Origin of the sequence: Xanthomonas sp. NCPPB 1062 (assembly GCF_041481705.2) — a bacterium.
Taxonomy (GTDB): domain Bacteria; phylum Pseudomonadota; class Gammaproteobacteria; order Xanthomonadales; family Xanthomonadaceae; genus Xanthomonas; species Xanthomonas euvesicatoria.
Genome location: NZ_CM192987.1, coordinates 4,298,232 through 4,325,000, shown reverse-complemented (window position 1 = coordinate 4,325,000; position 26,769 = coordinate 4,298,232). Strand labels below are relative to the sequence as shown.

Genomic DNA, 26,769 nt, shown 5'->3' with positions numbered 1-26,769 from the left:
GGCTAGGGGGTCATCGCGACTTACCAAACCATTGCAAACTCCGAATACCGAGACGGACTGTATGGGAGACACACGGCGGGTGCTAACGTCCGTCGTGAAAAGGGAAACAACCCAGACCCACAGCTAAGGTCCCAAATTCACTGCTAAGTGGAAAACGATGTGGAAAGGCATAGACAGCCAGGAGGTTGGCTTAGAAGCAGCCACCCTTTAAAGAAAGCGTAATAGCTCACTGGTCGAGTCGGTCTGCGCGGAAGATTTAACGGGGCTAAGCAGTGAACCGAAGCTTGGGGTGCATAAAACTTGTTTTATGCGCGGTAGAGGAGCGTTCCGTAAGCCTGCGAAGGTGGATTGAGAAGTCTGCTGGAGGTATCGGAAGTGCGAATGCTGACATGAGTAACGATAATGCGGGTGAAAAGCCCGCACGCCGAAAGCCCAAGGTTTCCTTGCGCAACGTTAATCGACGCAGGGTTAGTCGGTCCCTAAGGCGAGGGCGAAAGCCGTAGTCGATGGGAAGCAGGTTAATATTCCTGCACCTCGCGTGAGTGCGATGGAGGGACGGAGAAGGTTAGGTGTACCGGGCGTTGGTTGTCCCGGGGAAAGGCGGTAGGTTTGGATCTTTGGCAAATCCGGGATCCTTTAAGACCGAGCACCGAGACGAGCCTTTATGGCGAAGTCACTGATACCACGCTTCCAGGAAAAGCTCCTAAGCTTCAGCTCACGAAGACCGTACCGTAAACCGACACAGGTGGGTAGGATGAGAATTCTCAGGCGCTTGAGAGAACTCGGGTGAAGGAACTAGGCAACATGGCACCGTAACTTCGGGAGAAGGTGCACCCTTTTTGGTGGCTCGTGCGAGCTATAGCTGAAGAGGGTCGCAGAAACCAGGCCGCTGCGACTGTTTATCAAAAACACAGCACTCTGCAAACACGAAAGTGGACGTATAGGGTGTGACGCCTGCCCGGTGCTGGAAGGTTAATTGATGGGGTCAGCCGCAAGGCGAAGCTCTTGATCGAAGCCCCAGTAAACGGCGGCCGTAACTATAACGGTCCTAAGGTAGCGAAATTCCTTGTCGGGTAAGTTCCGACCTGCACGAATGGCGTAACGACAGCGGCGCTGTCTCCACCCGAGACTCAGTGAAATTGAAATCGCTGTGAAGATGCAGCGTTCCCGTGGCAAGACGGAAAGACCCCGTGAACCTTTACTATAGCTTTACACTGAACGTTGAGTTCGTCTGTGTAGGATAGGTGGGAGGCTATGAAACTGTGGCGCTAGCTGCAGTGGAGCCATCCTTGAAATACCACCCTGTCGTGCTTGACGTTCTAACCTAGGTCCGTTATCCGGATCAGGGACCGTGTATGGTGGGTAGTTTGACTGGGGCGGTCTCCTCCTAAAGAGTAACGGAGGAGCACGAAGGTACGCTCAGCGCGGTCGGACATCGCGCACTGTGTGCAAAGGCATAAGCGTGCTTGACTGCAAGATCGACGGATCAAGCAGGTACGAAAGTAGGTCTTAGTGATCCGGTGGTTCTGTATGGAAGGGCCATCGCTCAACGGATAAAAGGTACTCCGGGGATAACAGGCTGATACCGCCCAAGAGTTCATATCGACGGCGGTGTTTGGCACCTCGATGTCGGCTCATCACATCCTGGGGCTGTAGTCGGTCCCAAGGGTATGGCTGTTCGCCATTTAAAGTGGTACGCGAGCTGGGTTCAGAACGTCGTGAGACAGTTCGGTCCCTATCTGCCATGGGCGTTGGAAGTTTGAGAGGGGCTGCTCCTAGTACGAGAGGACCGGAGTGGACGAACCTCTGGTGTTCCGGTTGTCACGCCAGTGGCATTGCCGGGTAGCTATGTTCGGAAGCGATAACCGCTGAAAGCATCTAAGCGGGAAGCGCGCCTCAAGATGAGACTTCCCGGGGCACAAGCCCCCTAAAGGAACCATGTAGACTACGTGGTTGATAGGTCAGGTGTGTAAGTACAGCAATGTATTGAGCTAACTGATACTAATGATCCGTGCGGCTTGACCATATAACCTCAAGTTGCCTTGGTCCCAACGAACGTTGGTAGATCATCAAATGCAAGCTACGTCACAAGTTAACTCTGCGAGACTGGGCGCCTTAATCCGTTTCTTGGATGGCGACGCTCCAACCGTCTCCCTGGTGAAATTAGCGCTGTGGAACCACCCGATCCCATCCCGAACTCGGAAGTGAAACGCAGCTGCGCCGATGGTAGTGTGGCTCAAGCCATGCGAGAGTAGGTCATCGCCAGGGGCTTTACCCCGAAACCCTCAGTCCAAACGGACTGAGGGTTTCTTTTTTGCGCAAGCGCTGCATAGCGCCGCGCGCAAACGCGCCTTGCATCCGCCCCGCGTTACCACGCAAGGCGCTGGCGCATCTGCGCCGCTTGCCGACCGGTACCGATGTCGTGCTGTGCGTGCAGTACCGCCGGAGCCGGTAGCCCGTCAGGACGCTGGCACCAAGCCTCGCCACACACGCCACGCGCCCATCTCTTGGAGAAAAGGGCGCGATCCATCTGTTGGCCAAAAACCTGCCTGGCCAATGCCAGATGCACGGGTGCGGTAGTGGCTGAAGCCGATAACAGACATCGCCCATGACAGCCTCGCTCGGCCGACGTCCTAGTGCGCATATCCTCGATACAAAGAACGGCCTGGAGCGGTCGATCACGGCATCAGTGATGGGTCCCACATCCTTGGTGAGACAAGATGCGAGGCAGATGTTTCACACATCTCTGTTGAGACCAAATGCAAGACCAGTGGCAGCGCCAGGCGCGGTGAAGGCGTTCGATAAATCTCGGTTCGAAGCCAGCGATGTGTATCGCGGGGCGCACGCCCGAAGCCGTCGACTCGAACAGCCGGCGAAGCGCACCGCGAAGGCGCGCCGTTGTCGCCAGGTTGGGGGCGATGATTTATGTCGTTGGGATACTCACCACGATTGACGGCTTGAAACATTGCGCCCAACCAACAAAAACCCCCGCCTGAGCGGGGTTTTTGTTGGTACTGCCGGTACATCTGGCTGCAATCGGGTCATGACGGACCGACCAGCGGGCGGACGCCGCTATCTGCTGGCCGGTATCAGTCACCCAACGTCAATAGCGAGGCGTTGCCGCCTGCCGCGGTAGTGTTGACGGTGACGACCTTCTCGGTTGCGAAGCGCAGCAAGTAATGCGGGCCGCCCGCCTTGGGACCGGTGCCGGACAGGCCCTGCCCGCCGAACGGTTGTACGCCGACCACGGCGCCGATCTGGTTGCGATTGACGTAGACGTTGCCTACCGCCACGCGCGAGGTGATGCGGTCGATCGTCTCATCGATACGCGAGTGGACACCCAACGTGAGGCCGTAACCGGTCGCGTTGATCTGCTCGATGACGGCATCGAGCTGATTGGCTTTCCAGCGAATCACGTGCAGCACCGGCCCGAAAATCTCGCGCTGCAGCTGGGACAGCGATGTCAGCTCATAGGCGCGTGGAGCGAAAAAGCTGCCATGCGCGGTGCTGGCGTCCAGGTTGGTGCTGCCGATCAGACGCGCTTGGCGATCCATGCGTGCCGCATGATCGTCGAGAATCCTGAGTGCATCAGCATCTATGACGGGGCCAACGTCGGTCGAGAGCAGGCCCGGATCGCCGATCTTCAACTCGCCCATCGCGCCGGCCAGCATCGTCATGACCTTGTCGGCGATGTCGTCCTGGACGAACAGGACGCGCGCCGCGGAGCAGCGCTGCCCGGCCGAGATGAAGGCACTGGAAATGGCGTCTTTGACCACTGCTTCGGGCAGCGAGGACGAGTCGGCGATGAAGGCATTCTGGCCGCCGGTTTCGGCGATCAAGACGCCGATGGCAGCATCGCGTGCGGCCAGGGTGCGGTTGATGATGCGTGCGGTTTCGGTAGAGCCGGTGAAGGCTACGCCGGCAACGCGCGGGTTGTTGGTCAGCGCAGCGCCAACGGTAGCGCCATCGCCTGGCAGGAACTGCACGACCGCTTCCGGTACGCCGGCTTCATGCAGCAGCTTGACCGCTGCAAAGCCGATCAGGTTGGTCTGCTCGGCCGGCTTGGCGATGACCGTATTGCCGGCCGCCAGCGCTGCGGCGACCTGACCGAGGAAGATCGCCAACGGGAAGTTCCACGGGCTGATGCAGACAAAGACGCCGCGCCCGTGCAGCTGCAGCTCGTTGGATTCGCCGGTCGGTCCGGGCAGACGCTCCGGCGCACCGAACTGCGCACGTGCCTGGCCGGCGTAGTAGCGCAGGAAATCGACGGCCTCGCGGACTTCGGCCACTGCGTCGGGCAGCGTCTTGCCGGCTTCCTTGACGCAGATCGCCATGAAGTCGGGCATGCGCGTTTCGAGCAGATCGGCTGCATGTTCAAGGATGGTGGCGCGGCTCGCTGCAGGCGTGCGGTTCCAGGCCGGTTGCGCGGCCGCAGCGCTGACCAGCGACTTCTGGACGGTATCCGGATCGGCCGGGTGCCACTGTCCAACCGTCTCGCGACGATCTGCCGGATTCAACACCGCCTGGCCGGGCGTGCTGATCAGCGCACCGGGTACCAGGGGCGTGGCCTTCCACGGCTTGATCGCGGCGTTGAGTTGCTCGGCCAGCTGGCGCAGATCGTTGTCGTTGGCGAGATTGGCGCCCATGGAGTTTTTCCTGTTCTGGTTCTGGCTACGCAGCAAATCGGCTGGCAGCGGAATCTTGGGATGCGGGATGGAAGTAAATGACGTCACTGCCTCGACCGGGTCGCGGATGAGGTCCTCGATGGCGACATCCTCGTCGGTGATGCGATTGACGAAGCTGGAATTGGCGCCGTTTTCGAGCAGGCGACGTACCAGATACGGCAGCAGATCTTCGTGCGAGCCGACCGGTGCATAGACGCGGCACGGCAGATCGAGACGATCGGCAGGAATCACCTCGGCATACAGGTCGTCGCCCATGCCGTGCAGTTTCTGGTGCTCGTAGGTCTTGCCTGCCGCAATCGCACGTACCGCCGCAATGGTCTGCGCGTTGTGCGTGGCGAACATCGGGTAAAGCGCGTCGCTGTGCGCGAACATGCGACGTGCGCATGCCAGGTACGACACGTCGGTGTTCTGCTTACGCGTAAACACCGGGTAGCCGGGATGCCCTTCGATCTGCGCGCGCTTGATCTCTGCGTCCCAGTACGCGCCTTTGACCAGGCGCACCGGAATGCGTCGCCCGACACGGCGCGCCAGATCGGCAAGAAAATCGATCGTGTACGGCGTGCGTTTTTGATAGGCCTGCACGGCCAGGCCATAGCCTTCCCAGCCATCCAATGACGGGTCGGAGAAGGTGGCCTCGATGATGTCTAGCGACAGTTCCAGCCGGTCGGCTTCCTCGGCGTCGACGGTGTAGCCGATGCCATAGGACTTGGCTAGCTGCGCCAACTCCAGTACGCCCGGAACTAGCTCGGCCATCACTCGCGCACGCTTGGCATGTTCGTAGCGCGGATACAGCGCCGACAACTTGATCGAGATGCTGGGCGCGGCAAATACATCGGTACCGACGAAGTTGCCGCTGCGGCCGATCGCATGAATCGCATCCCGATACGCCTGCAGATAGCGCTGCGCATCCTTCATGGTGAGCGCGCCTTCGCCCAGCATGTCGAACGAATAACGGTAGTTGGCGTTGTCGCCCTTGCGCGAACGCGACAGCGCTTCGCCGATGGTGCGGCCCATGACGAACTGATGGCCCATGATCTTCATGGCCTGGCGCACGGCCAGGCGAATCACCGGCTCGCCGACGCGGCCGATCAGGCGTTTGAAGGCGCCCGGCACATCGGCGCGGGTGAGGTCGTTGAGCTGCACTAGCTGGCCGGTCAGCATCAGGCCCCAGGTGGAGGCGTTGACCAGCACCGAATCGCTGCCGCCCATATGCTTCTTCCAATCCGCATCGCCGAGCTTGTCGCGGATCAGCTTGTCGGCGGTGTCCTGGTCGGGAATGCGCAGCAGTGCCTCGGCCACGCACATCAGCAGCACGCCTTCTTCGCTGCCCAGGTCGTATTGGCGCATGAAGGCTTCGATGGCGCCCTGGTCCTGCGCGCGTGCCCGCACACGGGTAACCAGGTCGGCCGCGACCGCCTGCACCTTGGCTTGCTCAGCGGCGGGCAGGCGTGCCTGGTCGAGCAATTCGCGCACGTGTTCGGCTTCGTCCTTGAGCCAGGCCGCGGTGATGGCGGCACGCAACGCGCCAGGTGCGGCGGGCAGTTCGGGCGCCAACAGCGGGCGCGCAACTGAGGTGGAGGCAAGCGGGTCGAGCTGTGCGTTCATGCGAAAGGTGCCTTGGATTCCGTGCTCATTCTAGTGAGCCAGACGGCTTGCGCACTTGTGTGGAAGCGGCGGCTTTCCCGCCGTTTTGTGCATGCCGCCATCGCGCAGAGTGACGGCACGGCCATTGGCGAACAACGCGGAAGTGATTGATTTGTGCGCACTTTTAGCTGCACTGCAGCAAATTCTTGATCGCCGGAAATGCTTGCCGCATGCGTTGGCGCGGGTCTACCATCGGGCTATTCCCGCAGTGCGCTGCGTGCCGTTTATGATCGAAGTGCTGCCGTTGATGTCCGAAGGGGTTGGGACGCAGCTGCGGTTGCGGCCTCCGCGGGCACTGTCGGCCAGGCAATTCGTGCAGCTGTTCGCAGTGCTGGCGGGAACGATGTGGTTATTTGCAGGCCTGGGGTGGTGGACCGGCAATGCGTTCGCGCCGGTCTTTGCCCTGGTGCACAGTGGTGTGGTGGCGCTGGCGCTACGGCAGTTGTGGCGAAGTGGCGAGCGCGAAGAAGCGATCCGGGTGGGGGAAGCCGTTGTCGAGGTGTTTCCGTCCGGGCATGCGCCACCAGCGTTTCAGGCACATCCGCACTGGGTGCGGCTTTGCATAGAACGCGATGACAGGGTGTTGCTGGTCAGCAGCGGCAAGCAGATCGAGATCGGAAGTTTTCTCGGGCCGGCCGAACGTGTGGAACTGGCAATAACGCTCAAACGCTTGCTCGCGGCCGCCAATGGCCGTCACCGATGACGTAAGGGTCTAGGCAATGACGCAACGCAGCAGCTGGAAGTCGATCAACACCTGCACACACGTGGGCCTGGCGATGGCGGCGCTGCTGAGCGCGCCGGTGGCCTGGGCGCAATCGGCCGATCCCAAGGAATGGCAGCTCAACATGGGGCGCGGAGTGACCCAGACCGCGCGGATGGCCTACGAGGCGCACATGGTGGCGCTGTGGGTGTGCGTGGTGATTGGCGCGCTGGTGTTCTCGGCGATGGGCTATGCGATGTTCAAGTTCCGCAAGTCCAAGGGCGCGGTGGCCGCACAATTCAGTCACAACACCACCGCGGAAGTGCTGTGGACGGTGATTCCGGTCCTGGTGCTGATTGCGATGGCGTGGCCGGCGACGGCAAAACTGATCGCGATGTACGACACCCGCGAATCGGAAATGACGGTCAAGGTGACCGGCTATCAGTGGATGTGGAAGTACGAATATCTGGGCCAGGGCGTGGAATTCACCAGCCGCCTGGCACGCGAATCCGATCGTATCCGCCAAAGCGGCGAGCGCCCCACCGCGGCCTCGCAGCCGCACTATCTGCTGGATGTCGATAACCGCCTGGTGCTGCCGGTCAACACCAAGATCCGCTTCGTGATTACCGCCGACGATGTGATCCACGCCTGGTGGGTGCCGGCGCTGGGATGGAAGCAAGATGCCATTCCCGGCATCGTCAACGAAGCCTGGACCAACATCGAACAACCGGGCGTGTATCGCGGGCAGTGCGCCGAGTTGTGCGGCAAGGATCATGGCTTCATGCCGATCGTGGTGGAGGCGCTGCCCAAGGCTGACTTCCAGCGCTGGCTGGCGTCGCGTCGTAGTGCGTCAGGCACTGCTCCAGCAGCGGCGCCAGCGGCCGCACCGACGCCGACCAGTGCACAGGCCGCTCCGCAAGGTGACGCCGTGCCTGCGGCGGCACCGGCCCAGGCCGCGACACCGACCGCCGCTCTTTAATCGCCCGCAACCGCTCGCTTCGCAGAGGTCGTTCCGTCATGGCGCATACCGCAGTCGATCACCACGGACACCACCAGCCCGGTTTCGTCGAGCGCTGGTTCTTTTCGACCAATCACAAGGATATCGGCACGTTGTATCTGCTGTTTTCCTTCGTGATGTTCATCATCGGCGCGGCGATGAGCGTGGTGATTCGCGCCGAATTGATGCAGCCCGGCTTGCAGTTCGTCAAACCGGAGTTCTTCAACCAGATGACCACCGTGCATGCACTGGTGATGATCTTCGGCGGCGTGATGCCGGCTTTCGTCGGCCTGGCCAACTGGATGATTCCGTTGCAGATCGGTGCGCCGGACATGGCGTTGCCGCGCATGAACAACTGGTCGTTCTGGTTGTTGCCGGTCGCCTTTACCCTGCTGCTGCTGACGCTGTTCCTGCCGGGCGGCGCGCCGGCAGGCGGCTGGACGCTGTACCCGCCGCTGTCGCTGCAGGGCGGCTACAACGTCGCCTTCAGCGTGTTTGCGATCCACGTGGCCGGCGTCAGCTCGATCATGGGCGCGATCAACATCATCGCCACCGTGCTGAACATGCGCGCGCCAGGCATCGATCTGCTCAAGATGCCGATCTTCTGCTGGGCCTGGCTGATCACCGCGTTCCTGCTGATCGCGGTGATGCCGGTGCTGGCCGGCGCGGTGACCATGCTGCTGACCGACAAGTTCTTCGGTACCAGCTTCTTCAACGCGGCCGGCGGCGGCGACCCGGTGATGTACCAGCACATCTTCTGGTTCTTCGGGCACCCGGAGGTGTACATCATGATCCTGCCGGCGTTCGGCGTGGTCAGCGAGATCATTCCGACCTTCAGCCGCAAGCCGCTGTTCGGTTACCAGGCGATGGTCTACGCCATTGCCGCGATCGCCTTCCTGAGCTTCATCGTCTGGGCCCACCACATGTTCACCGTGGGCATGCCGCTGGGCGGCGAAATTTATTTCATGTTCGCCACCATGCTGATCTCCATCCCGACCGGGGTGAAGGTGTTCAACTGGGTCAGCACGATGTGGAAGGGCTCGCTGACCTTCGAATCGCCGATGTTGTGGGCGGTGGCGTTCGTGATCCTCTTCAGCATCGGTGGGTTCTCCGGCCTGATGCTGGCGATCGTGCCGGCCGACTTCCAGTACCACGACACCTACTTCGTGGTGGCGCACTTCCACTACGTGCTGGTGACCGGTGCGGTGTTCGCGCTGATCGCGGCGGTGTACTACTGGTGGCCCAAGTGGACCGGGCGGATGTACAACGAGACCTGGGCCAAGGTGCACTTCTGGTGGACGATGGTGTTCGTCAACCTGCTGTTCTTCCCGCAGCACTTCCTTGGCTTGGCCGGCATGCCGCGGCGCATTCCCGACTACAACGTGGTGTTTGCCGACTGGAATCTGGTCAGTTCGATCGGTGCGTTCGGCATGTTCGTCACGCCGTTCCTGATGGCCGCGATCCTGCTGTCCTCGCTGCGCAGTGGCGCGCGTGCACAGGCCCGCTCCTGGGAAGGTGCCAAGGGTCTGGAATGGACGGTGCCGTCACCTGCCCCGGCGCATACCTTCACCGTGCCGCCGGTGATCAAGCCTGGAGATCTTGCACATGAAGACATCGGCCACTGAGTCCGCCTCGGAGCCGGCGGTGACGCGTCTGTTATCTGCTGCGGAACGGCAGGCGCAGCAGCGCCGTGCGGTACGCCGCACCGCGATCACGGTCGGCATCATCGCGTTGCTGATCTATGCGGGCTTCATCGCCTCGGGAGTCATCGGGCGGTGAGTGCACGCGCGCGCGCACACGCACCCACAGCCGGCTTGTTCAAGCTGCTGGGCGTGGTGCTGGGCGTGTTCGTGCTGACGTTTTCCCTGGTGCCGCTCTACCGCATCGCCTGCGAGAAAGTGTTTGGCATCCGCATGGAGCGTGCGCCTGGGAGCAATCGCACAAACGCGGGCGCGCCGCCTGCCGCCGGCAAGCGCACGGTGCGCGTGGAGTTCGATGGAGGGGTCAATTCCAAACTGCCGTGGACCTTCCATCCGGAACAGATGACGATGGATGTGGTGCCGGGCGAGCTCAACGAGGCGCTGTATTTCGCGCGCAACGATGGTGCACGTGCGGTGGTGGGCAGTGCGGTGCCTTCGGTTGCACCTGCGCGTGCGTCGGGCTACTTCAATAAAACCGAGTGCTTCTGCTTTACCGCGCAGACCTTGCAGGCCGGCGAAACGCGCGACATGCCGCTGCGTTTCATCGTCGACCCGGCACTGCCGCCGGAAGTCACTACGATCACCCTGTCCTACACGTTCTATCGCAACGACGCGCTGACCTCCGAACTGCAGGGCGGAGGCGCAGCTGGCGCGCCACGCGCTGCGCCGTAACCTTCCATCCACCCGTACCACGACACGGAAGCAACGCCATGGCCGATCACAGTCCCAACGCCGATGCGTATTTCGTCCCGAGCCAGAGCAAATGGCCCTTTGTCGGGTCGATTGCGATGTTCGTGATGATGATCGGCGTGGCCAGCTGGCTCAACGACGCGGCATGGGGGCGCTGGACCTTCTTCGCCGGCGTGGCGATGCTGCTGGCGACGTTGTTCATGTGGTTTGGCGATGTCATCCGCGAATCCAATGCCGGGCATTACAACCGCCAGGTGGATGGCTCGTTCCGCATGGGGATGGTGTGGTTCATCTTCTCCGAGGTGATGTTTTTCTGCGCTTTCTTCGGTGCGCTGTTTTACACGCGTGTGCTGACGCTGCCCTGGCTGGGCGGGGAAGGCGACGGCGTGATGACCAACGAGCTGCTATGGAATGGTTATTCCGCTGCGTGGCCGACCAATGGCCCGGGCACCATCGGTGGGCAGTTCCAGACCATTCCGGCCTGGGGCCTGCCGCTGATCAACACGCTGATCCTGCTCAGTTCCGGCGTGACCTTGACCATCGCCCACCACGCGCTCAAGGGCGGGCGCCGTGGCGCGCTGCTGTTGTGGCTGGGGTTGACCGTGCTGCTGGGCTGCGTGTTCCTGTTCCTGCAGGCCGAGGAATATATCCACGCCTATACCGAGCTCAATCTCACCCTGGGCTCGGGCATCTATGGTTCGACCTTCTTCATGCTGACCGGCTTCCACGGCATGCATGTGCTGCTGGGCACCATCATGCTGGCGGTGATGTGGCTGCGCGCGGCGAAGGGGCATTTCAGCCGCGACAACCACTTCGCTTTCGAAGCGGCCGCGTGGTACTGGCACTTCGTCGACGTGGTGTGGCTGGCGCTGTTTTTGTTCGTGTATGTCCTTTGAGGCGGGGATTCGGGATTGGTGATTTGGGATTCGTAAAAGCGGAAGGCTTTAGTTTTCACGAATCCCCAATGCCGAATCCCCAATCCCGGCTCCTCAGCGGCCAAGCCCATGCGGCTTGATCCAGCCGGTGTAGATGCCGAGGATCACGATGGCGATCAATGCCACCGATAGACCGATGCGCCAGGTCAGGGCGTTGACGGTGCGCTTGGTCTGGCCACGGTCGGTCAGCAGGTAGTAGAGGCCAGCGCCCAGGTTCCATAGGATCACGATCAGGAAGGCGACAATCAGCAGCGTCTTGAGCGAATCGTTCACAACAGCCCCGGGTGCAGTCGGCGTGGTCATGGCATTGCACGCTTTTTTGCGCCGCTTGTCATGACGCGCAAGCACACGGCGGTGTTTGGCTGGTGTCTGGCGCTGCTGGTGAGCGCGGGTTTCGCGGCGCTTGGGCATTGGCAGTTGCAGCGCATGCAGAGCAAGCAAGCCTTGCTGGACCGTGCCGCACATGTGCGCGACACCACGCTGCCCTTGGCACCGGCGCTGGCGACGCAGAATGAGTTGGCATGGGTACGTGGGCAAGTGCGTTTTTTGCCGCAACTGGTCTTGCTGGACAATCAGCTGCATGACGGGCGTGCCGGTGTGCGCGTGTATCAACTGGCAGCGCCGGAAGGTGGATCGACAGACGTGCTGGTGGATCTGGGCTGGCTGCCATTACCGGCCGATCGGCAGTTGCCCGGCATCGTTGCGCTGAAAGGCGTGCAGACCGTGCAGGGGCTCTTGAGCGCTCCGCCGTCGGCGGGGCTGGCGATCGGACCGGCGCTGGCGCCGGGGGCTGCGGCGCAGACCTGGCTGGCCACGCGACTGGATCTGCAGGCCTTACGCAGCACGCTGGGCAGGCGCGACATTTCGTCGCAGGTCCTGCGCCTGGACCCTGCACTGCCGGTTGGCTACGCGCGCGATCTGGACATGCTGCCAAACACGCTACCACCCGCGCGGCACTTGGGTTACGCGGTGCAATGGTTCGGGTTGGCCGTCGCGGTCCTGGCGACCGCAATGCTGCTGACATGGCGTGCGCGCCGCCGCGACCGCGGGCACTGACGCCTGCGGCATGAGAAAATCGCCGGCATGACCTCCTCCACATCGGCCACGCCGCATTCGGTCAAACGCGGCCGCAGGATGCTGATTGCCCTGGCGGTGCTGTTCTTCGGCTCGATGTTGCTGGCCGGCGTGCTGCGCTTCTCCGGATGGCAGCCGGCGTCGATGCGCAATCACGGCGAGCTGCTGAAGCCGCCCGCGGATCTGCGGGCGCTGGTGCCGGTCCGTGCGAACGGGCAACCGTATGCATGGGCCCCGAGCGAGCGCATCTGGCGCATTGCAGTGGCGCCGCCGGCCGATTGCACGCAGCAGTGCGTGGCGTTGGCCGCGGAACTGGACAAGGTGTGGCAGTTGCTCGGGCACCGCGCCGACAAGGTGGAGGTGCTGTGGATCGGCCCGCCGCCGGCCGGGCTGCCGCCGATGCCTGCATTGCGCGTGCTACGCGACGATGCCCGCCTGCGCCAGGCATTGCCGCGCGGCACCGATGCGGCCGGCGTGCCGGTGTATGTGATCGACCCCAATGGCTTTGTGATCCTGCGGTATGCCCCGGGTTTCGACCCGGCCGGCCTGCGGTCGGATCTGGTCAAGCTGCTGAAACTGATGTGAGCCCGTTTCGATGAACCTGTTTGCGCCACCGGCGTTGTTCCGTCACTTCCATCGCATGGCCTGGCTGGCCGCGTTGTTCACTGCAAGCACGATCCTGTTCGGGTCGTTCGTCCGTTTGTCCGATGCCGGCATGAGCTGCCCGGACTGGCCGACCTGCTACGGCCGCGTGACCTGGCCGCAGACCAGCGACGAAGCCAACACGCACGTGGCCAGCAAGATCCGCCCGCTGGAATCGCACAAGGCCTGGCGCGAACAGGTCCACCGCTTCCTGGCCGGTGCGTTGGGCGTGGAAGTGCTGGTGCTGTCGTTGCTGGCGGTGCGTCGCCGTCGCATGGGCATTGCCCAGGTGGTGTCGGCCGCGGTGCTAGTGGCGTTGTCGATCCCGCTCTATATGTCCGGCTGGCACGCCATGGCCTTCGGCGTGGCGATCGCCGGCGAGGCCATCCTGCTGCTGGCGGCATTGCGCTGGAGCAACATCGATCTGGCGCGTGCAGCGGTGCTGACGCTGGCGGTGGTGATCTTCCAGGCGTTGCTGGGCATGTGGACGGTGACGTTGCTGCTCAAGCCGATCGTGGTGATGGGACACCTGCTGGGCGGCATGCTGATGTTCTCGCTGCTGGTGTGGATGGCCTGGCGCGCGACGCATTTGCCGATCACCCTGGCCGATGCATCGCGCTTGAAGTGGCTGCTGCGCCTGGGAGTGGCGGTGCTGGGCCTGCAGATCGCGCTTGGTGGCTGGGTCAGCGCCAACTACGCCGCGCTGGCGTGTGGCGGCGGCAGCTGGTCGGCCGACAACTTCCCGCGCTGTGTCAGCCAGTGGTGGCCGCCGCACGATTTCCGTGAAGGTTTCACGCTGTGGCGCGGCATCGGAGTGGATTACGAAGGTGGCGTGCTGGACGGTGCGGCGCGTATCGCGATCCAGATGGCGCATCGGCTATGGGCAATTGCGACCGCGCTGTACTTGTGGTGGCTGGCCTGGCGCTTGTCGCGCTCGCCGGGCATGCGGGTGTGGGCCGGCGCATTGGCGCTGCTGGTGGCCGTGCAGGTGACCCTGGGCATGCTCAACGTGAAGCTGGCGCTGCCGCTGGAGGTCTCGGTCATGCATAACGGCGGGGCGGTGGCGTTGCTGTTCGTGCTGGTCTCGCTGCTGGCGCGGCTGCGCGCGCCGGAGTGAGCATGGCTGTCAGCGCACGCGATTATTGGGATCTGACCAAACCCAAGGTGGTGGCACTGATCGTGTTCACCGCGTTGGTGGGCATGTTCCTGGCCATTCCCGACATGCCGACCTGGCTGCAGGTACGCACCGGCGCGCTGGGCTTCCTGGGTATCTGGCTGGCGGCTTCAGCGGCGGCAGCGATCAACCAACTGCTCGACGCCAAGATCGACGCACAGATGGCGCGCACCTCATGGCGCCCGCTGGTGGTGGGCAAGGTGCGGCCCTGGCAGGTGCTGGTGTTCGCCGGCGCGCTGATCGTGATCTCCATGACCATTCTGGTGGTGTGGGTGAATGTCATCACCGCGGTGCTGACCTTCGCCTCGCTGATCGGGTACGCGGTGATTTACACCGTGTACCTGAAGCGTGCGACCTCGCAGAACATCGTGATTGGCGGCCTGGCCGGCGCCACCCCGCCGATGCTGGGCTGGGCCGCGGTGACCGGGCTGCCGACCAGCGCCGACTGGATCAATGCCTCGCTGCTGGTGCTGATCATCTTCATCTGGACGCCGCCGCATTTCTGGGCGCTGGCGATCTTCCGCCGTGCCGATTACGCCAAGGCCGCGATCCCGATGTTGCCGGTGACCCATGGCGTGCCGCATACGCGCAAGCAGATCCTGGTGTACACCGTATTGCTGGCGATCGTGACCTTGGCGCCGGTGGCGGTGGGCATGAGCGGGGTGTTCTATCTGGGCGGTGCGATCGTGCTCAATGCGGTGTTCCTCTGGTACGCGTGGCGCATGCTGAACCCGCCGGACGAACTGTTTTCAATGAAGATGTTCGGGTACTCCATCGTGTACCTGATGGCGTTGTTCGCCTTCCTGATGGTCGACCATCTGCTGCTGCCGTGGGTGCGCTAGTCGCCGCAGCGAGACGAGCGGCAATGCGGTAGCTCTGCCCGATGACTTGCGTGGCAATCAGGCGGATGGATGGATCACGCCTGCAGCGCCTGCCGCGTGTGGCGAAAGGTGCCGGATGCGTGCCGCGTGCGCCGCGTCGAGGTCACCAGCGGCGTCCATGTCAGCAGACGCCGCGGTTTGCGGCTTGCCACGCTCTGATCATCATGCGTTGCCGGCACACGGCACTGTGTCGACTCAACTCAGCCAACTGGCGCACTCGCTGGTAGCTTTGCTGTCGCAGCTGGACTGCATTTTCTGTTGCAGACGCGCCAGCACTGCGCTGCCTTCGCGGCGATGCTGCTTGCTCCAGGTCTTCAATGCGGTGCCGAGGGTGGCGAAGCGCTGACGGGTCCGTTGCCGGTAACCATCCGGTTGACCGGCCAACTCGCCGATCACCTGGGTGGCGGCGCCCTCGATGCCGGCGCTGTCATCGGGGCTGAGCCGGATGAGCCCATCCACGTACATCACGCCCCACTGCACGCGTGTGGCGGGACCTTGCGCGCTGTCGTAGGCCCGTTTGAGCCACAACAGGGCGGTCTTCTTGTCGCCGCGTTGTTCGGCCAGATCCGCCAATTCGGGCATGTAGTAGTACGGCGTCTTGCTGCGCGACAACTCGGCCAGCAGCAATTGCTCTGCCGCGCTGCGATCGCCCGCCTCGCTCAGCAACGCGGCAGCCATGCTGATGGTGGATTGCCGCTCCTCGTCGGTCTTGGCGGTGTCGGTGGCCCACTGCACGCGCTGGTGCACCACCTCCACCACGTCTTTGGGCAACGGTGGTTGCGGGCCTTCGGCTTCGGTTTCGGTGGGCTGGCCTTGTGCCAGGCGTGCCAGCTGGATGCGCGCGTATGCGGTGCCAAGCCGGTCGGAGATCGGCAATGAAGGATCGGCGTAGACCTTGTCCAAGGCCTGATTCAGTGCGTCGGAGAGCGTGCTGCGCACGTCGGCCTCGTTGCTGGCGGCGGTGACCAGGCGTGCCGGCACATAGTTCAGCGTGCCGAGATTGGCGCGCACTTCTGCCGGGTCGGCCAACACCGCTTCCAACAGCGTGCGGTTGGCGCTGCTGGCAGCCGGTGGGTGTCTGGCGGCACTGATGGCGGCCAGGGCGAAGCTGCGTTGCAGTGCCGGCTGTGGCGCCGAGGTGGAGAGCCGGGTGAGCACGTCGGCGGCGGCATCGGGTTTGACCAGCGTATCGTCGGTGCCCCAGGCGTAGTTGCCGAGCACGGCCCAATCGTCCGCGCTGAGCTGTTGTGGTGTGTGCAGCGCCTTGTCGAGCAATTGCTGGGCGGTACTGGTGCTCTTGGCCGCAACCCGCAACACCTCGGCCAGGCGCGCGTTATCGGCATTGCCGGCCAGTCGGGTGATTTCGCTGCGGTCCGGGCGCAGCACGATGATGGTGGGATACGCCTTGACCCCGAAGCGCTCGCCCCAGGCCTGCGCGCCCTCCGAATCGCCGTCCAGGTGCACGGCGACGAACTGCTGGGTGCGCGCGATGAAGGCCGGATCCTTGAACAGCGTGGCCTTGAGGCGATTGCAGGGCGGGCACCAGGCTGCGCCCCAATACAACAGGATCGGCTTGCCGCTGTCCTTGGCTTCGGCAAAGGCATCTTCCACGTCGCCCTCGCGCCAGGCGATGCCGGCAACGGGTGCCGGCGTGGACGCCGTCTTGGGTGGTGCGGGCGCCGCAGGCGGTGCTGGCTTGTCGCAGGCAGTCAGCGCAGCCAGCACGGCCAGCAGCGCGATCAAGGAAGGGGAAGGGCGTGGCAGCGACAGCGTCATGGCAAATCACCGTGGGGCGGCAGAAGGTCGATCGCGCACTCTAGCGGCCGCTGGCGGACCTGGGCGGGCGTGCGTCATCACCGTTGTACATCTGCTTACAACCTGGATGTGCGGCGATGCGAACTGCTGTTACGCGATACGCAGCGGGCAGGTGCTGGCGTGGCGCAGCGTCAATGACGCTCGGCTGCGCCTTGCGGCTGGCCGGATGCACTGCGCGCATACCGTGCGGCCACAACGGCGCAGACGATCAGCTGCAACTGGTGATACAGCATGATCGGCAACACGATCGCGCCCAGCCCGCCGCCGGCAAACATCACCTTGGCCATCGGCACGCCGGTGGCCAAACTCTTTTTCGAGCCGCAGAAGACGATGGCGATTTCATCGGCGCGGCTGAAGTGCAGGCGCCGGGCGATGAAGGTGATCGAAAGCATCGCCATGGCCAGCAACAACGCTGCAGCGCCGAGTACCGCCAGCAGTGCAGGCAGCGGCGTCTTCTGCCACAGCCCTTCATTCACCGATGCACTGAAGGCGGTATAGACCACCAGCAGGATGGTGCCTTGATCGGTGTAACGCAGCACGGCGCGGTGACGTTCGACCCAGCCACCGATCCACGGACGCATGAAATGGCCGGCCAGAAACGGCACCAGCAACTGCAGCAGGATCTTGCCGATCGCTTCGGCCGGATGCGCCATGGCGCCCTGACTGCCGACCAGTGCGCCCATCAGCAACGGGGTGAAAAACACGCCCAGCAGGCTGGAAAGCGAAGCGGCGCAGACTGCGGCCGGCACATTGCCGCGCGCCATCGAGGTGAACGCGATCGAGGACTGCACCGTGGACGGCAACGCGCACAGGAACAGCACGCCGACATACAGCTCCGGCGTCAGTGCCAGATGCGCCAGTGGTTTGAACAACAGCCCCAGTAGCGGGAACAGCACGAAGGTGCAGCCCAGAATCACCAGATGCAGGCGCCAGTGCAACGCGCCGGCCTTCACCGCTTCGCGCGACAGCCGCGCGCCGTGCAGGAAGAACAGCGCCGCGATCGCCACGTCGGTGACATCGTCCATGACCGCCGCCGCCGTGCCCGTGACCGGGAGAAACGAGGCCAGTGCAACTGTGCACAGCAGCGCGAGGGTGAAGGGGTCAATGCGCAACCGCGCCAGCAGCTTCTTCATCGAGGTCCAACGGTAGCGCGCGATCTTGCGCCTGGTATGGGCCATTCTACGATGCGTGCAGGCCCTGGCTGTGGCATCGACGTCACCGGTCAGGCCTGAAACGGCACGGCAGTGCGCGATGGCCTGCGCGGCCTTCGGCCAGGCAGCACTGCATCACAACGCTGCGAGCGCCTTGAGCAGTTCGCGCATTTCGTATTTGTCGGTGTCGTCCAGCCCTTGCGCGCGCTGTTTGGCCTGCAGCTCCTCCACGCGTTGACGCAGCAACTGCTTGTCGAGTTGCGCGACGACGTCATGCAGTTCAAGCGTCCAACTGTGCTCGTCGCCGGGAAGCTCCTGCGCCGCCAGCTTCTGCAAGGCAGCAAGCTCCTGGCGCTCGGCGAAGTGCTCCAGCAGCGCGCCGGTGCTGATTTCCGGGCGTTGCCGCACCAGGTCCAGCAACTCCATCAACAAGTCGATCCCGGGCAGGCGCAGCCCGGAAAAATCATGCACGCCCTCCAGGCTCATCGCCAAGGACGGCCGTTGCAGCAGGATGGCGATGGACGCACGCACCAGGCTGCGTTTCTGCGTGGGCGCACCCATGCGCGCGGGCGGCCGTGGCCTGGGTGCGGACTGCTGCGCAGACGCGGTGGCACCGACCCCGGTCAGGCGCGCCAGTTCCTGTTTCATCAGATCGCCGAACGCACCTTCGGGGATCTGCGCCAACAGCGGGCGCGCACGTTCGGCCAGGCGCGCCTTGCCGTCGAGCGTGTGCAGGTTGATCTCACGCGACATCTCGTCGAAGAAGAACTGCGACAGCGGCGTGGCCTGCTTCAGGCGCTGATCGAAGGCCTGCGCGCCTTCCTTGCGCACGATGGTGTCCGGGTCCTCGCCATCGGGCAGGAACAGGAAAAACGCCTGGCGGCCGTCCTTCATGCGCGGCAGCACCGATTCGAGCGCGCGCCAGCCGGCCTTGCGCCCGGCGTTATCGCCATCGAAACAGAAATACACATCCGGCGCGTTGCGAAACAGCAGCTCGGCATGTTCGGGCGTGGTGGCGGTGCCCAGCGTGGCCACCGCCTGGGTCACGCCGAACTGGAATAGTGAGACCACATCCATGTAGCCCTCCACCACGATCAGCCGCTCGATCTTCTGATTGGCCTGGCGCACCTGCCACAGGCCATACAGCTCGCGGCCCTTGTGGAACAGCGCGGTTTCCGGCGAATTGAGATACTTCGGACCCGGGTCGCGGCCATCGGCCGGCGCGCCCATGATGCGCCCGCCGAAGGCGATCACGCGGCCGCGGCGGTCGAAGATCGGGAACATCACCCGGTCGCGGAACTTGTCGTACACATGGCCGCGATCGTTCTTGGAAAACAGCCCGGCGCGTTCGAGCACGCTCATGCGGCGCGCATCGGTGCCCAGGGTGTCCTTCAGTGCGCTGTAGCCATCGGGCGCGTAACCGATCTGGAAGCGCGCGCGGTTGTCGGCATCCACGCCGCGACCGTCCAGATAGTCGCGGGCGCGTTCGCTGCCCTCGAGCTGGCGCTGGAAAAACTTGGTCGCCGCGTCCAGTGCCGAATACAGCTCGCGGCTGTCGTCCTGCTGTTGCGGGGTGCGTTGCTGGGTCTCGCGCGGGATGTCCATGCCGGCGCGCTTGGCCAGCTCGTCGACCGCATCGAGAAATTCGAGGCGGTCGTAATTCATCAGGAAACTGATGGCGGTACCGTGCGCACCGCAGCCGAAGCAGTGATAGAACTGCTTGGTCGGCGAGACCGTGAACGAGGCCGAGCGCTCGTCATGGAACGGGCAGCGCGCCGAATATTCCTTGCCCTGACGCTTGAGCGGCACACGACCGCCCACCACCTCGACGATGTCGGTGCGTGCTAGCAGTTCGTCAATAAACGCGTCGGGGATGCGGGCCATCCCGATAGGATATCCCAGCGGCCTGCCAGCACTTCGTCGCCCTCGCTGACGAGGCCGGCGAGACAGGCTTTGCAGCAGTCCTCAGCCGCGTGGCAGTGCGTGCGAGTCCGACGTTGAAGATGCAGGCGCCGCATCGGCAGGCGGCACGATCACCGGCGGATGCTCCGGGTCCACGCCCGCCTCGCGCAGCTTGCGATGCGAGCGCACCCGCTCGTCGATCACCGCAGTGATCAAGGCGCCGACGAAGAACACCACCGAGGCGTAGTACATCCACACCAGCAAAATGACCAATGTCCCCATCGAACCGTAGGCGCTACCCGGCGCTGCGGTGGCGATGTACACGCCGATGGCGTAGCGGCCCAGCGCGAACAACACCGCGGTGATGACGCCGCCCAAAAATGCCTGGCGCCAGTCGACGGTGCGATCGGGCAGGTAGCGATACAGGAACGCGAACGCCAGCGAATACAGGGCCAGCGTGGTCACGTAGCCGACCGCCGGCAGGACCGAGGGCAAGCGCGCAAAAACCACCTGTAGTGCGGTGGTGGCGATCATCGACACGATCAGCAAGAAGCCCAGCGCCAGGATCACCCCGAACGAGAACACCCGCTTCTGCAGCCAGGCCATCAAGCCGTCCAGGCGTTGCTTGTCGGTGCGAAAGATCAGGTTCAAGGCGTTCTGCAACTGCGCAAACACCGCCGTGGCGCCGATGAACAGCAGTAGCGTGCTCCACACGCCGGCCAGCGAGCCAACGCCAGGTTGATCGGTGGCATTGCGAATGATGGTCTGGGCGACTTCGGCCGCGCTGCCGCCGGCCAATTGCCCGATTTGCTGCACCAACGCTTCTTGCGCTGGCGGATAGAGCGAGGCGGTCAGCCACAACAGCAGCACCAGCAACGGGGCCAGCGACAGCAGCGCATAGAACGACAGCGACGCTGCCTGCGTCATCACGTCGATCTCGATGAAGCGGTTCAGCAGCGCCATCGGCACGCTGCGCTGCAGACGGCTCAGATGCTTGTGCAGATAGGCGGAGGAAAGCGTCGTCACCGGCGGGAGAATCCTTGGCGCATACCGTTGGCGCGCAGGCGACGTCAGGGCAAGGTCGGTATGCGGAAGGACCTTGCCCATGCCTGCGCTGGCGCACCCGTTCTAGCAGGGCCGGATCGAAGGACGGGTGAAAGCGCGCACGCGGTGTGGGTAAAGCAGGAGGCGGCGCATCTGGTAGGCGCAGTCCTGTTGCTCGTCGGGAGCAAGGTGCGCGGTGTGTCTGTCAGCGCATTCAATGTGCGCCAGATGCCGATCTACCTGTATCAGTCCGTGCCTGGCACTGCCAGCTGTCCACGCGATGACGAGAGCGCACACTGTGCAGAGCGCTTGGTCCGCATGCTGGGCCAGACGCGTCTGAAGACGGCATTGCGCCTTGCCTGATGCGTTGCGTGTGGCAGATGTGCAACGGCCGTGGCGCTCCAGCGGCGTCTTGCACCATCACTGTTCGTTGGAAGGTCCGCCTTCCACTGAAAAAGCCGCTCGGTGATGCGGCAGGCAGTGCCGCAGCGCGCGCTGCGCACCGGTCGCAGCGCCCTGGCCGTGGCAGGGCGCTGCGGCGATCCATCAGCCTGCCAGCTGCTGCTTGACCAGGGTCGAGACCAAGCCCATGTCGGCCTGACCGGCCAGCTTGGGCTTGAGTGCGCCCATCAGCTTGCCGATATCGGCCGGGCTGCTTGCCCCGGTCTCGGAGATCGCGGCCCGGATGGCGGCCACGATCTCGGCTTCGCCCATCTTGGCCGGCAGATAGCGCTCGATCACCACGATCTCCTCGCGCTCGATCTGCGCCAGGTCGTCGCGCGCGGCGGCTTGGAACTGGGTGACCGAGTCCTTGCGCTGCTTGACCATCTTGTCCAGCACGGCGATCACGGCGGCATCGTCCATCTCGATGCGCTCGTCCACTTCCTTCTGCTTGATGGCGGCGTTGATCAGCCGGATCACGCCCAGGCTGTGCTTGTCGCCGGACTTCATCGCGGCCTTCATGTCATCGGTGAGTTGCTGCTTCAGGGACATGCGGTAACTCCTGAGTGTAGGGATCGAGTGGTGGCCAAGGCGCCCAAGCGGGCTGGGTACTCGGCCGAACGGGGGCAGGGCGTGCGTGGAGAGATGTCTTGCAGCGCCTCGCGCGTGGCGCAGACTGCCTGATGTCTCCAGCGCAATGCCTTGTGGCAGGCCAACACAAAAAGCCGGCAACGCTTGCGCGTGCCGGCTCTTGGGTTCGCTCCCGCCAGGTCGCGCCTTCAGCGCAGACCTACCGGCAAGGAACCGCGTTCGATCAGTACAAGCGCTGGCGCTTGGTGACGTCGCGCGAGGAACGACGCAGCTGACGCTTCACGGCAGCGGCAGCCTTACGCTTACGCTCCTGGGTCGGCTTTTCATAGAACTCGCGCTTGCGGGTTTCGGCCAGCACGCCGGCCTTTTCGCAGGTGCGCTTGAAACGACGGAGCGCAAATTCGAAGGGCTCGTTCTCGCGGACTTTAACGCTGGGCATGTGTTCTCCAGAAATGGGATTTCCGTCCGGGAGCCCCGGGCGGGTGCGAGCGGACTCGCGTGACGGAATTTCCGGGTTGCCCCGGCGAGCCGCGCATTATAACGACTTGCCGACGACCTGCAAGCCCCCGGCAGAATTTCCCGCCGCGACACTGATAAAGCGTGCGCCCGGGCCATATGCGGCCGGCACGGCAGGGCCGAGCAGCATCTGGGAATCGGCCGATCTGCGCAGTGCAAAAGCTGCGAAAATAGTGGCATCTCCCTGCATGCCGAGCTGCCGTGAAAGTCCTTGGGATCGAATCATCGTGCGATGAGACCGGTGTGGCGGTCTACGACACCGCATTGTCGGGCGTGCCGGCGCTGCGCGCCCACGCGGTGTACAGCCAGATTGCGCTGCATGCCGAATACGGCGGCGTAGTGCCCGAGCTGGCCAGCCGCGACCATGTGCGCAAACTGCTGCCGCTGATCCGCCAGACCCTGGGCGAAGCCGGGTTGAGGATCGACGAACTCGATGGCGTGGCCTACACCGCCGGTCCGGGCCTGGTCGGGGCCTTGCTGGTCGGTGCCGGGGTGGCGCGTTCGCTGGCCTGGGCACTGGATGTGCCGGCGATCGGCGTGCATCACATGGAAGGCCACCTGCTGGCGCCGTTGATGGAGGACGACCCGCCGCAGGCGCCGTTCGTGGCCTTGCTGGTCTCCGGCGGGCATACCCAATTGGTGTCGGTGAAGGCGCTGGGCAGCTACGAAGTGCTGGGCGAGACGCTGGACGACGCGGCCGGGGAAGCCTTCGACAAGACCGCCAAGATGATGGGCCTGCCGTACCCGGGCGGCCCGCAGCTGGCGGCCTTGGCCGAAACCGGTACGCCGGGGCGCTATAAGTTCGCGCGTCCGATGACCGACCGGCCCGGCCTGGATTTCAGTTTCAGCGGGCTCAAGACCCAGGTGCTGCTGGCCTGGCGGTCCAGCGACCAGTCCGACACCACCCGCGCGGACATCGCGCGCGGCTTCGAAGACGCGGTGGTGGAAACCCTGGCCATCAAGTGCCTGCGCGCGCTGGACGCGGCCGGCTGCAACACCTTGGTGGTGGCCGGCGGCGTGGGCGCAAACAAGCGCTTGCGCGCGCGCCTGCAAGAGGCCGCCCAGCGCCGCGGCGGCCGGGTCTGCTTCCCGCGCCCGGCGTTGTGCACCGACAACGGCGCGATGATCGCCTTCGCCGGCGCGCTGCGGCTGCAGGCCGGCGAGCATGCGGATGCGGCGGTGCATGTGACGCCGCGGTGGGATATGGCGTGCTTGCCGCCGCTGGCGGCGGCGCGGGAATCGGGAGTGGGGAATCGGGAATAGTGAAGATCTTTACGCCGATCCTGTCCGTACGTGCGCTGTTGCCTTTGCTCCTCCCCATTGCCTATTCCCGACTCCCGATTCCCCATGGATAAAGTGTTTATTGAAGGTCTCGATATCGATGCGCTGATCGGCATCTACGATTGGGAACGGCGCATCCGGCAGACCTTGCGGTTCGATCTGGAAATGGGGTTCGACAACCGCATTCCGGCGGCCAGCGACGACATCGCCGATACGCTGAACTACAAGGCGGTGAGCAAGCGCTTGATCGAGTTCGTGCAAACCTCGGACTTCGGGCTGGTGGAGACGCTGGCCGAGCGCTGCGCGGCGCTCGTGCTGGACGAATTCGGCGTGCACTGGCTGCGTTTGAAGCTGAGCAAGCCGGGGGCGGTGCGCGGCGCGCAGGCGGTGGGCGTGATCATCGAACGGGAACGAGCGGTCTGATCGCCGCCTGCGCACCCGCCTGCCGGCCATTCACTCCATGGCGGAAGCCGGGAGGGCTGGAGGCGCCTGGCGGAGAGGGCTGCGCCGCTGCGGCATTCTGGCGCGCACTGTGCGTTGCAACCGGCCTCTACAAATCACCAAATCCCACTCCCGGCCCTCGAAACTTGCCTGCGCGCAGGTGCGTCAGGCTAGAATTGACGGCCATGTAAACGTTTTCTCAAGGATCTCATGGCTGCTGATCGCATCGAAACCCTGATTGCCCGGATGACCGTCGAAGAGAAGGTCGGACAGTTGGGTGTGTTCGCCGACATGGTGCGGCCGTTCGCGCCGGACGTGAATCCCGAGGCCAACGTGCTCAATGCCGACGAGGTGTTGCAGCAAGTGCGCCTGGGTCGGGTCGGCTCGCTGTTCAACGGGGTGGGCGCCGCGCTGGGCGTGCAGATCCAGAAAGTCGCGGTGGAAGAGAGTCGCCTGGGGATCCCGGTGATCCTGGCCGCCGACGTGATCCACGGCATGCGCACGGTGTTCCCGATCCCGCTGGGCGAGGCGGCCAGTTTCGAGCCGGCGTTGGCCGAGCGCACCGCGCGCGCCACCGCGATCGAGGCCACCGCTGCCGGCCTGCACTGGACCTACGCGCCGGCCGTGGACATCGCCCGCGACCAGCGCTGGGGCCGTGGTGCCGAGGGTGCCGGCGAAGACGTGATGCTGGGCGCCGCCTTTGCCGCTGCCCGTGTGCGCGGGTTTCAGGGCAGCGACCTGACCGCCCACGATTGCCTGCTGGCCACGCCCAAGCATTTCGCCGCCTATGGCGCAGTGGCGGCGGGCATGGAATACAACACCGTCGACATCGCGCCGCAGACGCTGCGCGATGTGCACTTGCCGCCGTTCAAGGCCGCTTTCGAGGCCGGTGCCTTGACCGTGATGTCGTCCTTCAACGACATCAACGGCGTGCCGGCCAGCGCCAACCATGAGTTGCTGACCGAGATCCTGCGCGGGGAATGGCAATTCCCAGGCGTGGTGATTTCCGATTACACCGCCGACATGGAATTGATCGCCCATGGCTATGCCGCCGATGAGCGCGACGCGACCAAGAAAGCCTTCCTGGCCGGGTTGGACCTGAGCATGCAGAGCGGCTTTTATGCCGCGCATCTGCCTGCGCTGGTGGAAAGCGGCGAGGTGCCGATGGCCACGTTGGATGCCAGCGTGCGGCGCATCCTGCAGCTGAAGGACGCGATCGGGCTGTTCGACAATCCGTACCGCTCGCTGGACCCGGCGCGCGAAGCCGACACCACGCACCTGCCGGCGCACGATGCGCTGTCGCGCGATGCGGCGCGGCGCTCGATCGTGCTGTTGAAAAACGAAGGCGGCGTGTTGCCGCTGAAGAAGAGCGGCCAGCGCATCGCGTTGATCGGCCCATTCGTGCAGGACCGCGAGAACATCGAGGGCTGCTGGACCTTGTTCGGCGACAAGGAACGCTACGTGACCCTGGAGCAGGGCGTGCGTGCGGTGGTCGGCACCGAAGATCTGAGCGTGGTGGCCGGTTGCGGACTGGAAGAGGCGCTGCCGGGTGGCATTTCCGCTGCGATCGATGCAGCGCAGGCGGCCGATGTGGTGGTGCTGGCGTTGGGCGAGCCGCAGCGTTTCAGCGGCGAGGCACAATCGCGCACCGAGATCACCTTGCCGCCGGCGCAACAGGCACTGGCCGAAGCGATTGCAGCGACCGGTACCCCGATGGTGGTGTTGTTGCGCAATGGCCGCGCGCTGGCCTTGAGTGGTGCGGTGCGCGATGCCGACGCGATTGCCGTGACCTGGTATCTGGGCACGCAAACCGGGACCGGCGTGGCCGATGTGCTGTTCGGCGACTACAACCCGTCGGCGCGTCTGCCGATCAGCTTCCCGCAGGTGACCGGGCAACAGCCGTATTTCTATAACCATCTGCGCACCGGACGCCCGGAATTGCCGGCCCTGTCCGAGTACAAGGCGCGTTGGCGCGAGATGCCAAACGAACCGTTGTATCCGTTCGGACATGGATTGAGTTACACCACCTTTGCGTATGCGCAGCCGCAGTTGAGCGCGGCGCAACTGCGCTGGGATGAGACACTGACCATTACCACGCGCGTCACCAACACCGGCAAGGTCGCCGGCGAGGAAGTGGTGCAGTTGTATGTGCACGATCGCGTGGCCAGCCGCGTGCGCCCGGTGCGCGAACTCAAGGGATTTCGCAAGGTGTTGCTGCAGCCCGGCGAGAGCCAGGAGGTGGTGTTCACACTGGAGCGCGACGCGCTGGCATTCACCAACCACAAGGGCATCTTCGGTGCGGAGCCGGGTCTGTTCGATCTATGGGTGTGCGCGTCGGCCAAGAGCGGCGAGGCCGTCAGCTTCGAGCTGCTGGAACGCTGATAGCGGCGCGCTTGGCACCGACAGCCAGCGGCTATCGTGCGAACGGATGACCACGGCTACAACACGAAGCCCCCGCTGATGCG

At 64.0% G+C, this 26,769-nt stretch carries 21 protein-coding genes and 2 rRNA genes (1 of these 23 cut by a window edge); 15 read left to right on the top strand and 8 right to left on the bottom strand.

Translation table 11 applies throughout. The annotated features are described in order from the left end of the window. Together ACCQ16_RS18575 and rrf are read left to right on the top strand one after the other, a co-directional pair. Positions 1-2,026: ribosomal RNA gene (locus ACCQ16_RS18575) — 23S ribosomal RNA — on the top strand (it extends 855 nt beyond the left edge of the window). Between the two features lie 127 nt (positions 2,027-2,153). Further along, a 5S ribosomal RNA gene (gene rrf, locus ACCQ16_RS18570) occupies positions 2,154-2,268 on the top strand. An 821-nt stretch (positions 2,269-3,089) separates the two neighbouring features. Here the strand turns inward: rrf and putA are convergent. Then, positions 3,090-6,290 (bottom strand): bifunctional proline dehydrogenase/L-glutamate gamma-semialdehyde dehydrogenase PutA, encoded by a 3,201-nt coding sequence (gene putA, locus ACCQ16_RS18565; RefSeq protein ID WP_372380074.1) that lies wholly within the window; start codon positions 6,288-6,290, stop codon positions 3,090-3,092. 265 nt (positions 6,291-6,555) lie between these two features. Here putA and ACCQ16_RS18560 point away from each other — a divergent pair, with 265 nt between their 5' ends. The 6 genes from ACCQ16_RS18560 to ACCQ16_RS18535 are packed head-to-tail and all read left to right on the top strand — an operon-like array spanning position 6,556 to position 11,312. Continuing rightward, complete coding sequence (locus tag ACCQ16_RS18560; RefSeq protein WP_039417578.1) at positions 6,556-7,032, top strand: DUF2244 domain-containing protein; 477 nt, start codon at positions 6,556-6,558, stop codon at positions 7,030-7,032. 16 nt (positions 7,033-7,048) lie between these two features. Next, the gene (gene coxB, locus ACCQ16_RS18555) at positions 7,049-8,008 is read left to right on the top strand and encodes a cytochrome c oxidase subunit II (protein ID WP_031425150.1); all 960 of its coding nucleotides are present in this window, start codon (positions 7,049-7,051) and stop codon (positions 8,006-8,008) included. A 38-nt stretch (positions 8,009-8,046) separates the two neighbouring features. Continuing rightward, a complete protein-coding gene (gene ctaD, locus ACCQ16_RS18550; RefSeq protein WP_005911527.1) occupies positions 8,047-9,651 on the top strand; it encodes a cytochrome c oxidase subunit I in 1,605 nt (534 codons plus the stop codon). After that, on the top strand, positions 9,632-9,805 hold the full coding sequence (locus tag ACCQ16_RS18545) for a hypothetical protein (protein ID WP_003484652.1): 174 nt from the start codon (positions 9,632-9,634) through the stop codon (positions 9,803-9,805). The genes ctaD and ACCQ16_RS18545 overlap by 20 nt, the downstream gene beginning before the upstream one ends. After that, positions 9,802-10,398 carry a cytochrome c oxidase assembly protein gene (locus ACCQ16_RS18540; protein ID WP_277573241.1) on the top strand — a complete coding sequence of 199 codons (597 nt, stop codon included), beginning with the start codon at positions 9,802-9,804 and terminating at the stop codon, positions 10,396-10,398. Before ACCQ16_RS18545 ends, ACCQ16_RS18540 begins: the two co-directional genes overlap by 4 nt. 38 nt (positions 10,399-10,436) lie before the next feature. Then, positions 10,437-11,312, top strand: a complete 876-nt coding sequence (locus ACCQ16_RS18535; RefSeq protein WP_005911522.1) for a cytochrome c oxidase subunit 3 — start codon at positions 10,437-10,439, stop codon at positions 11,310-11,312. A 93-nt stretch (positions 11,313-11,405) separates the two neighbouring features. Here ACCQ16_RS18535 and ACCQ16_RS18530 read toward each other — a convergent pair whose 3' ends face one another. After that, positions 11,406-11,624 (bottom strand): twin transmembrane helix small protein, encoded by a 219-nt coding sequence (locus tag ACCQ16_RS18530; protein ID WP_003484642.1) that lies wholly within the window; start codon positions 11,622-11,624, stop codon positions 11,406-11,408. A 60-nt stretch (positions 11,625-11,684) separates the two neighbouring features. On the opposite strand from ACCQ16_RS18530, the gene ACCQ16_RS18525 reads away from it, so the two are divergent. Genes ACCQ16_RS18525 through cyoE form a run of 4 tightly spaced genes read left to right on the top strand, consistent with a single transcriptional unit; the run spans position 11,685 to position 15,083 of the window. After that, positions 11,685-12,407: an SURF1 family protein gene (locus ACCQ16_RS18525; RefSeq protein ID WP_071117266.1), complete on the top strand. Its 723-nt coding sequence runs from the start codon at positions 11,685-11,687 to the stop codon at positions 12,405-12,407. Between the two features lie 27 nt (positions 12,408-12,434). Continuing rightward, complete coding sequence (locus ACCQ16_RS18520; protein ID WP_011348839.1) at positions 12,435-13,010, top strand: redox-active disulfide-containing membrane protein; 576 nt, start codon at positions 12,435-12,437, stop codon at positions 13,008-13,010. Between the two features lie 10 nt (positions 13,011-13,020). Next, positions 13,021-14,184 (top strand): COX15/CtaA family protein, encoded by a 1,164-nt coding sequence (locus ACCQ16_RS18515; RefSeq protein ID WP_011348838.1) that lies wholly within the window; start codon positions 13,021-13,023, stop codon positions 14,182-14,184. Between the two features lie 2 nt (positions 14,185-14,186). Continuing rightward, a complete protein-coding gene (cyoE, locus tag ACCQ16_RS18510; RefSeq protein ID WP_011348837.1) occupies positions 14,187-15,083 on the top strand; it encodes a heme o synthase in 897 nt (298 codons plus the stop codon). A 234-nt stretch (positions 15,084-15,317) separates the two neighbouring features. On the opposite strand, the gene ACCQ16_RS18505 is transcribed toward cyoE, so the two are convergent. The 6 genes from ACCQ16_RS18505 to rpsU form a co-directional block, all read right to left on the bottom strand. Then, positions 15,318-16,898, bottom strand: a complete 1,581-nt coding sequence (locus tag ACCQ16_RS18505) for a thioredoxin family protein (protein WP_209261733.1) — start codon at positions 16,896-16,898, stop codon at positions 15,318-15,320. Positions 16,899-17,068: 170 nt separating this feature from the next. Continuing rightward, a complete protein-coding gene (locus ACCQ16_RS18500; protein ID WP_057680838.1) occupies positions 17,069-18,115 on the bottom strand; it encodes a bile acid:sodium symporter family protein in 1,047 nt (348 codons plus the stop codon). Positions 18,116-18,223: 108 nt separating this feature from the next. Further along, on the bottom strand, positions 18,224-19,972 hold the full coding sequence (gene dnaG / locus ACCQ16_RS18495) for a DNA primase (protein WP_008577436.1): 1,749 nt from the start codon (positions 19,970-19,972) through the stop codon (positions 18,224-18,226). Positions 19,973-20,053: 81 nt separating this feature from the next. Then, complete coding sequence (locus tag ACCQ16_RS18490; protein ID WP_033479312.1) at positions 20,054-21,016, bottom strand: YihY/virulence factor BrkB family protein; 963 nt, start codon at positions 21,014-21,016, stop codon at positions 20,054-20,056. 564 nt (positions 21,017-21,580) lie between these two features. Then, positions 21,581-22,027, bottom strand: a complete 447-nt coding sequence (locus tag ACCQ16_RS18485; RefSeq protein ID WP_011348832.1) for a GatB/YqeY domain-containing protein — start codon at positions 22,025-22,027, stop codon at positions 21,581-21,583. Positions 22,028-22,289: 262 nt separating this feature from the next. Beyond that, complete coding sequence (gene rpsU / locus ACCQ16_RS18480; RefSeq protein WP_002808376.1) at positions 22,290-22,505, bottom strand: 30S ribosomal protein S21; 216 nt, start codon at positions 22,503-22,505, stop codon at positions 22,290-22,292. A 278-nt stretch (positions 22,506-22,783) separates the two neighbouring features. Between rpsU and tsaD the strand changes: the two genes are divergently transcribed. The 3 genes from tsaD (at position 22,784) to ACCQ16_RS18465 (ending at position 26,686) form a co-directional block, all read left to right on the top strand. Beyond that, complete coding sequence (tsaD, locus tag ACCQ16_RS18475) at positions 22,784-23,845, top strand: tRNA (adenosine(37)-N6)-threonylcarbamoyltransferase complex transferase subunit TsaD (protein WP_011348831.1); 1,062 nt, start codon at positions 22,784-22,786, stop codon at positions 23,843-23,845. An 84-nt stretch (positions 23,846-23,929) separates the two neighbouring features. Then, complete coding sequence (gene folB / locus ACCQ16_RS18470; RefSeq protein ID WP_008577426.1) at positions 23,930-24,286, top strand: dihydroneopterin aldolase; 357 nt, start codon at positions 23,930-23,932, stop codon at positions 24,284-24,286. Positions 24,287-24,514: 228 nt separating this feature from the next. After that, complete coding sequence (locus tag ACCQ16_RS18465; protein ID WP_071117261.1) at positions 24,515-26,686, top strand: glycoside hydrolase family 3 N-terminal domain-containing protein; 2,172 nt, start codon at positions 24,515-24,517, stop codon at positions 26,684-26,686. Positions 26,687-26,769 lie beyond the last annotated feature (83 nt).

Bases quoted from the DNA above. Each gene is read 5' to 3' on its own strand.
- putA (WP_372380074.1), bottom strand. From the start codon at position 6,290: ATGAACGCACAGCTCGACCCGCTTGCCTCCACCTCAGTTGCGCGCCCG.
- ACCQ16_RS18560 (WP_039417578.1), top strand. From the start codon at position 6,556: ATGATCGAAGTGCTGCCGTTGATGTCCGAAGGGGTTGGGACGCAGCTG.
- coxB (WP_031425150.1), top strand. From the start codon at position 7,049: ATGACGCAACGCAGCAGCTGGAAGTCGATCAACACCTGCACACACGTG.
- ctaD (WP_005911527.1), top strand. From the start codon at position 8,047: ATGGCGCATACCGCAGTCGATCACCACGGACACCACCAGCCCGGTTTC.
- ACCQ16_RS18545 (WP_003484652.1), top strand. From the start codon at position 9,632: ATGAAGACATCGGCCACTGAGTCCGCCTCGGAGCCGGCGGTGACGCGT.
- ACCQ16_RS18535 (WP_005911522.1), top strand. From the start codon at position 10,437: ATGGCCGATCACAGTCCCAACGCCGATGCGTATTTCGTCCCGAGCCAG.
- ACCQ16_RS18525 (WP_071117266.1), top strand. From the start codon at position 11,685: ATGACGCGCAAGCACACGGCGGTGTTTGGCTGGTGTCTGGCGCTGCTG.
- ACCQ16_RS18520 (WP_011348839.1), top strand. From the start codon at position 12,435: ATGACCTCCTCCACATCGGCCACGCCGCATTCGGTCAAACGCGGCCGC.
- ACCQ16_RS18515 (WP_011348838.1), top strand. From the start codon at position 13,021: ATGAACCTGTTTGCGCCACCGGCGTTGTTCCGTCACTTCCATCGCATG.
- cyoE (WP_011348837.1), top strand. From the start codon at position 14,187: ATGGCTGTCAGCGCACGCGATTATTGGGATCTGACCAAACCCAAGGTG.
- ACCQ16_RS18505 (WP_209261733.1), bottom strand. From the start codon at position 16,898: ATGACGCTGTCGCTGCCACGCCCTTCCCCTTCCTTGATCGCGCTGCTG.
- ACCQ16_RS18500 (WP_057680838.1), bottom strand. From the start codon at position 18,115: ATGGCCCATACCAGGCGCAAGATCGCGCGCTACCGTTGGACCTCGATG.
- dnaG (WP_008577436.1), bottom strand. From the start codon at position 19,972: ATGGCCCGCATCCCCGACGCGTTTATTGACGAACTGCTAGCACGCACC.
- ACCQ16_RS18485 (WP_011348832.1), bottom strand. From the start codon at position 22,027: ATGTCCCTGAAGCAGCAACTCACCGATGACATGAAGGCCGCGATGAAG.
- rpsU (WP_002808376.1), bottom strand. From the start codon at position 22,505: ATGCCCAGCGTTAAAGTCCGCGAGAACGAGCCCTTCGAATTTGCGCTC.
- folB (WP_008577426.1), top strand. From the start codon at position 23,930: ATGGATAAAGTGTTTATTGAAGGTCTCGATATCGATGCGCTGATCGGC.
- ACCQ16_RS18465 (WP_071117261.1), top strand. From the start codon at position 24,515: ATGGCTGCTGATCGCATCGAAACCCTGATTGCCCGGATGACCGTCGAA.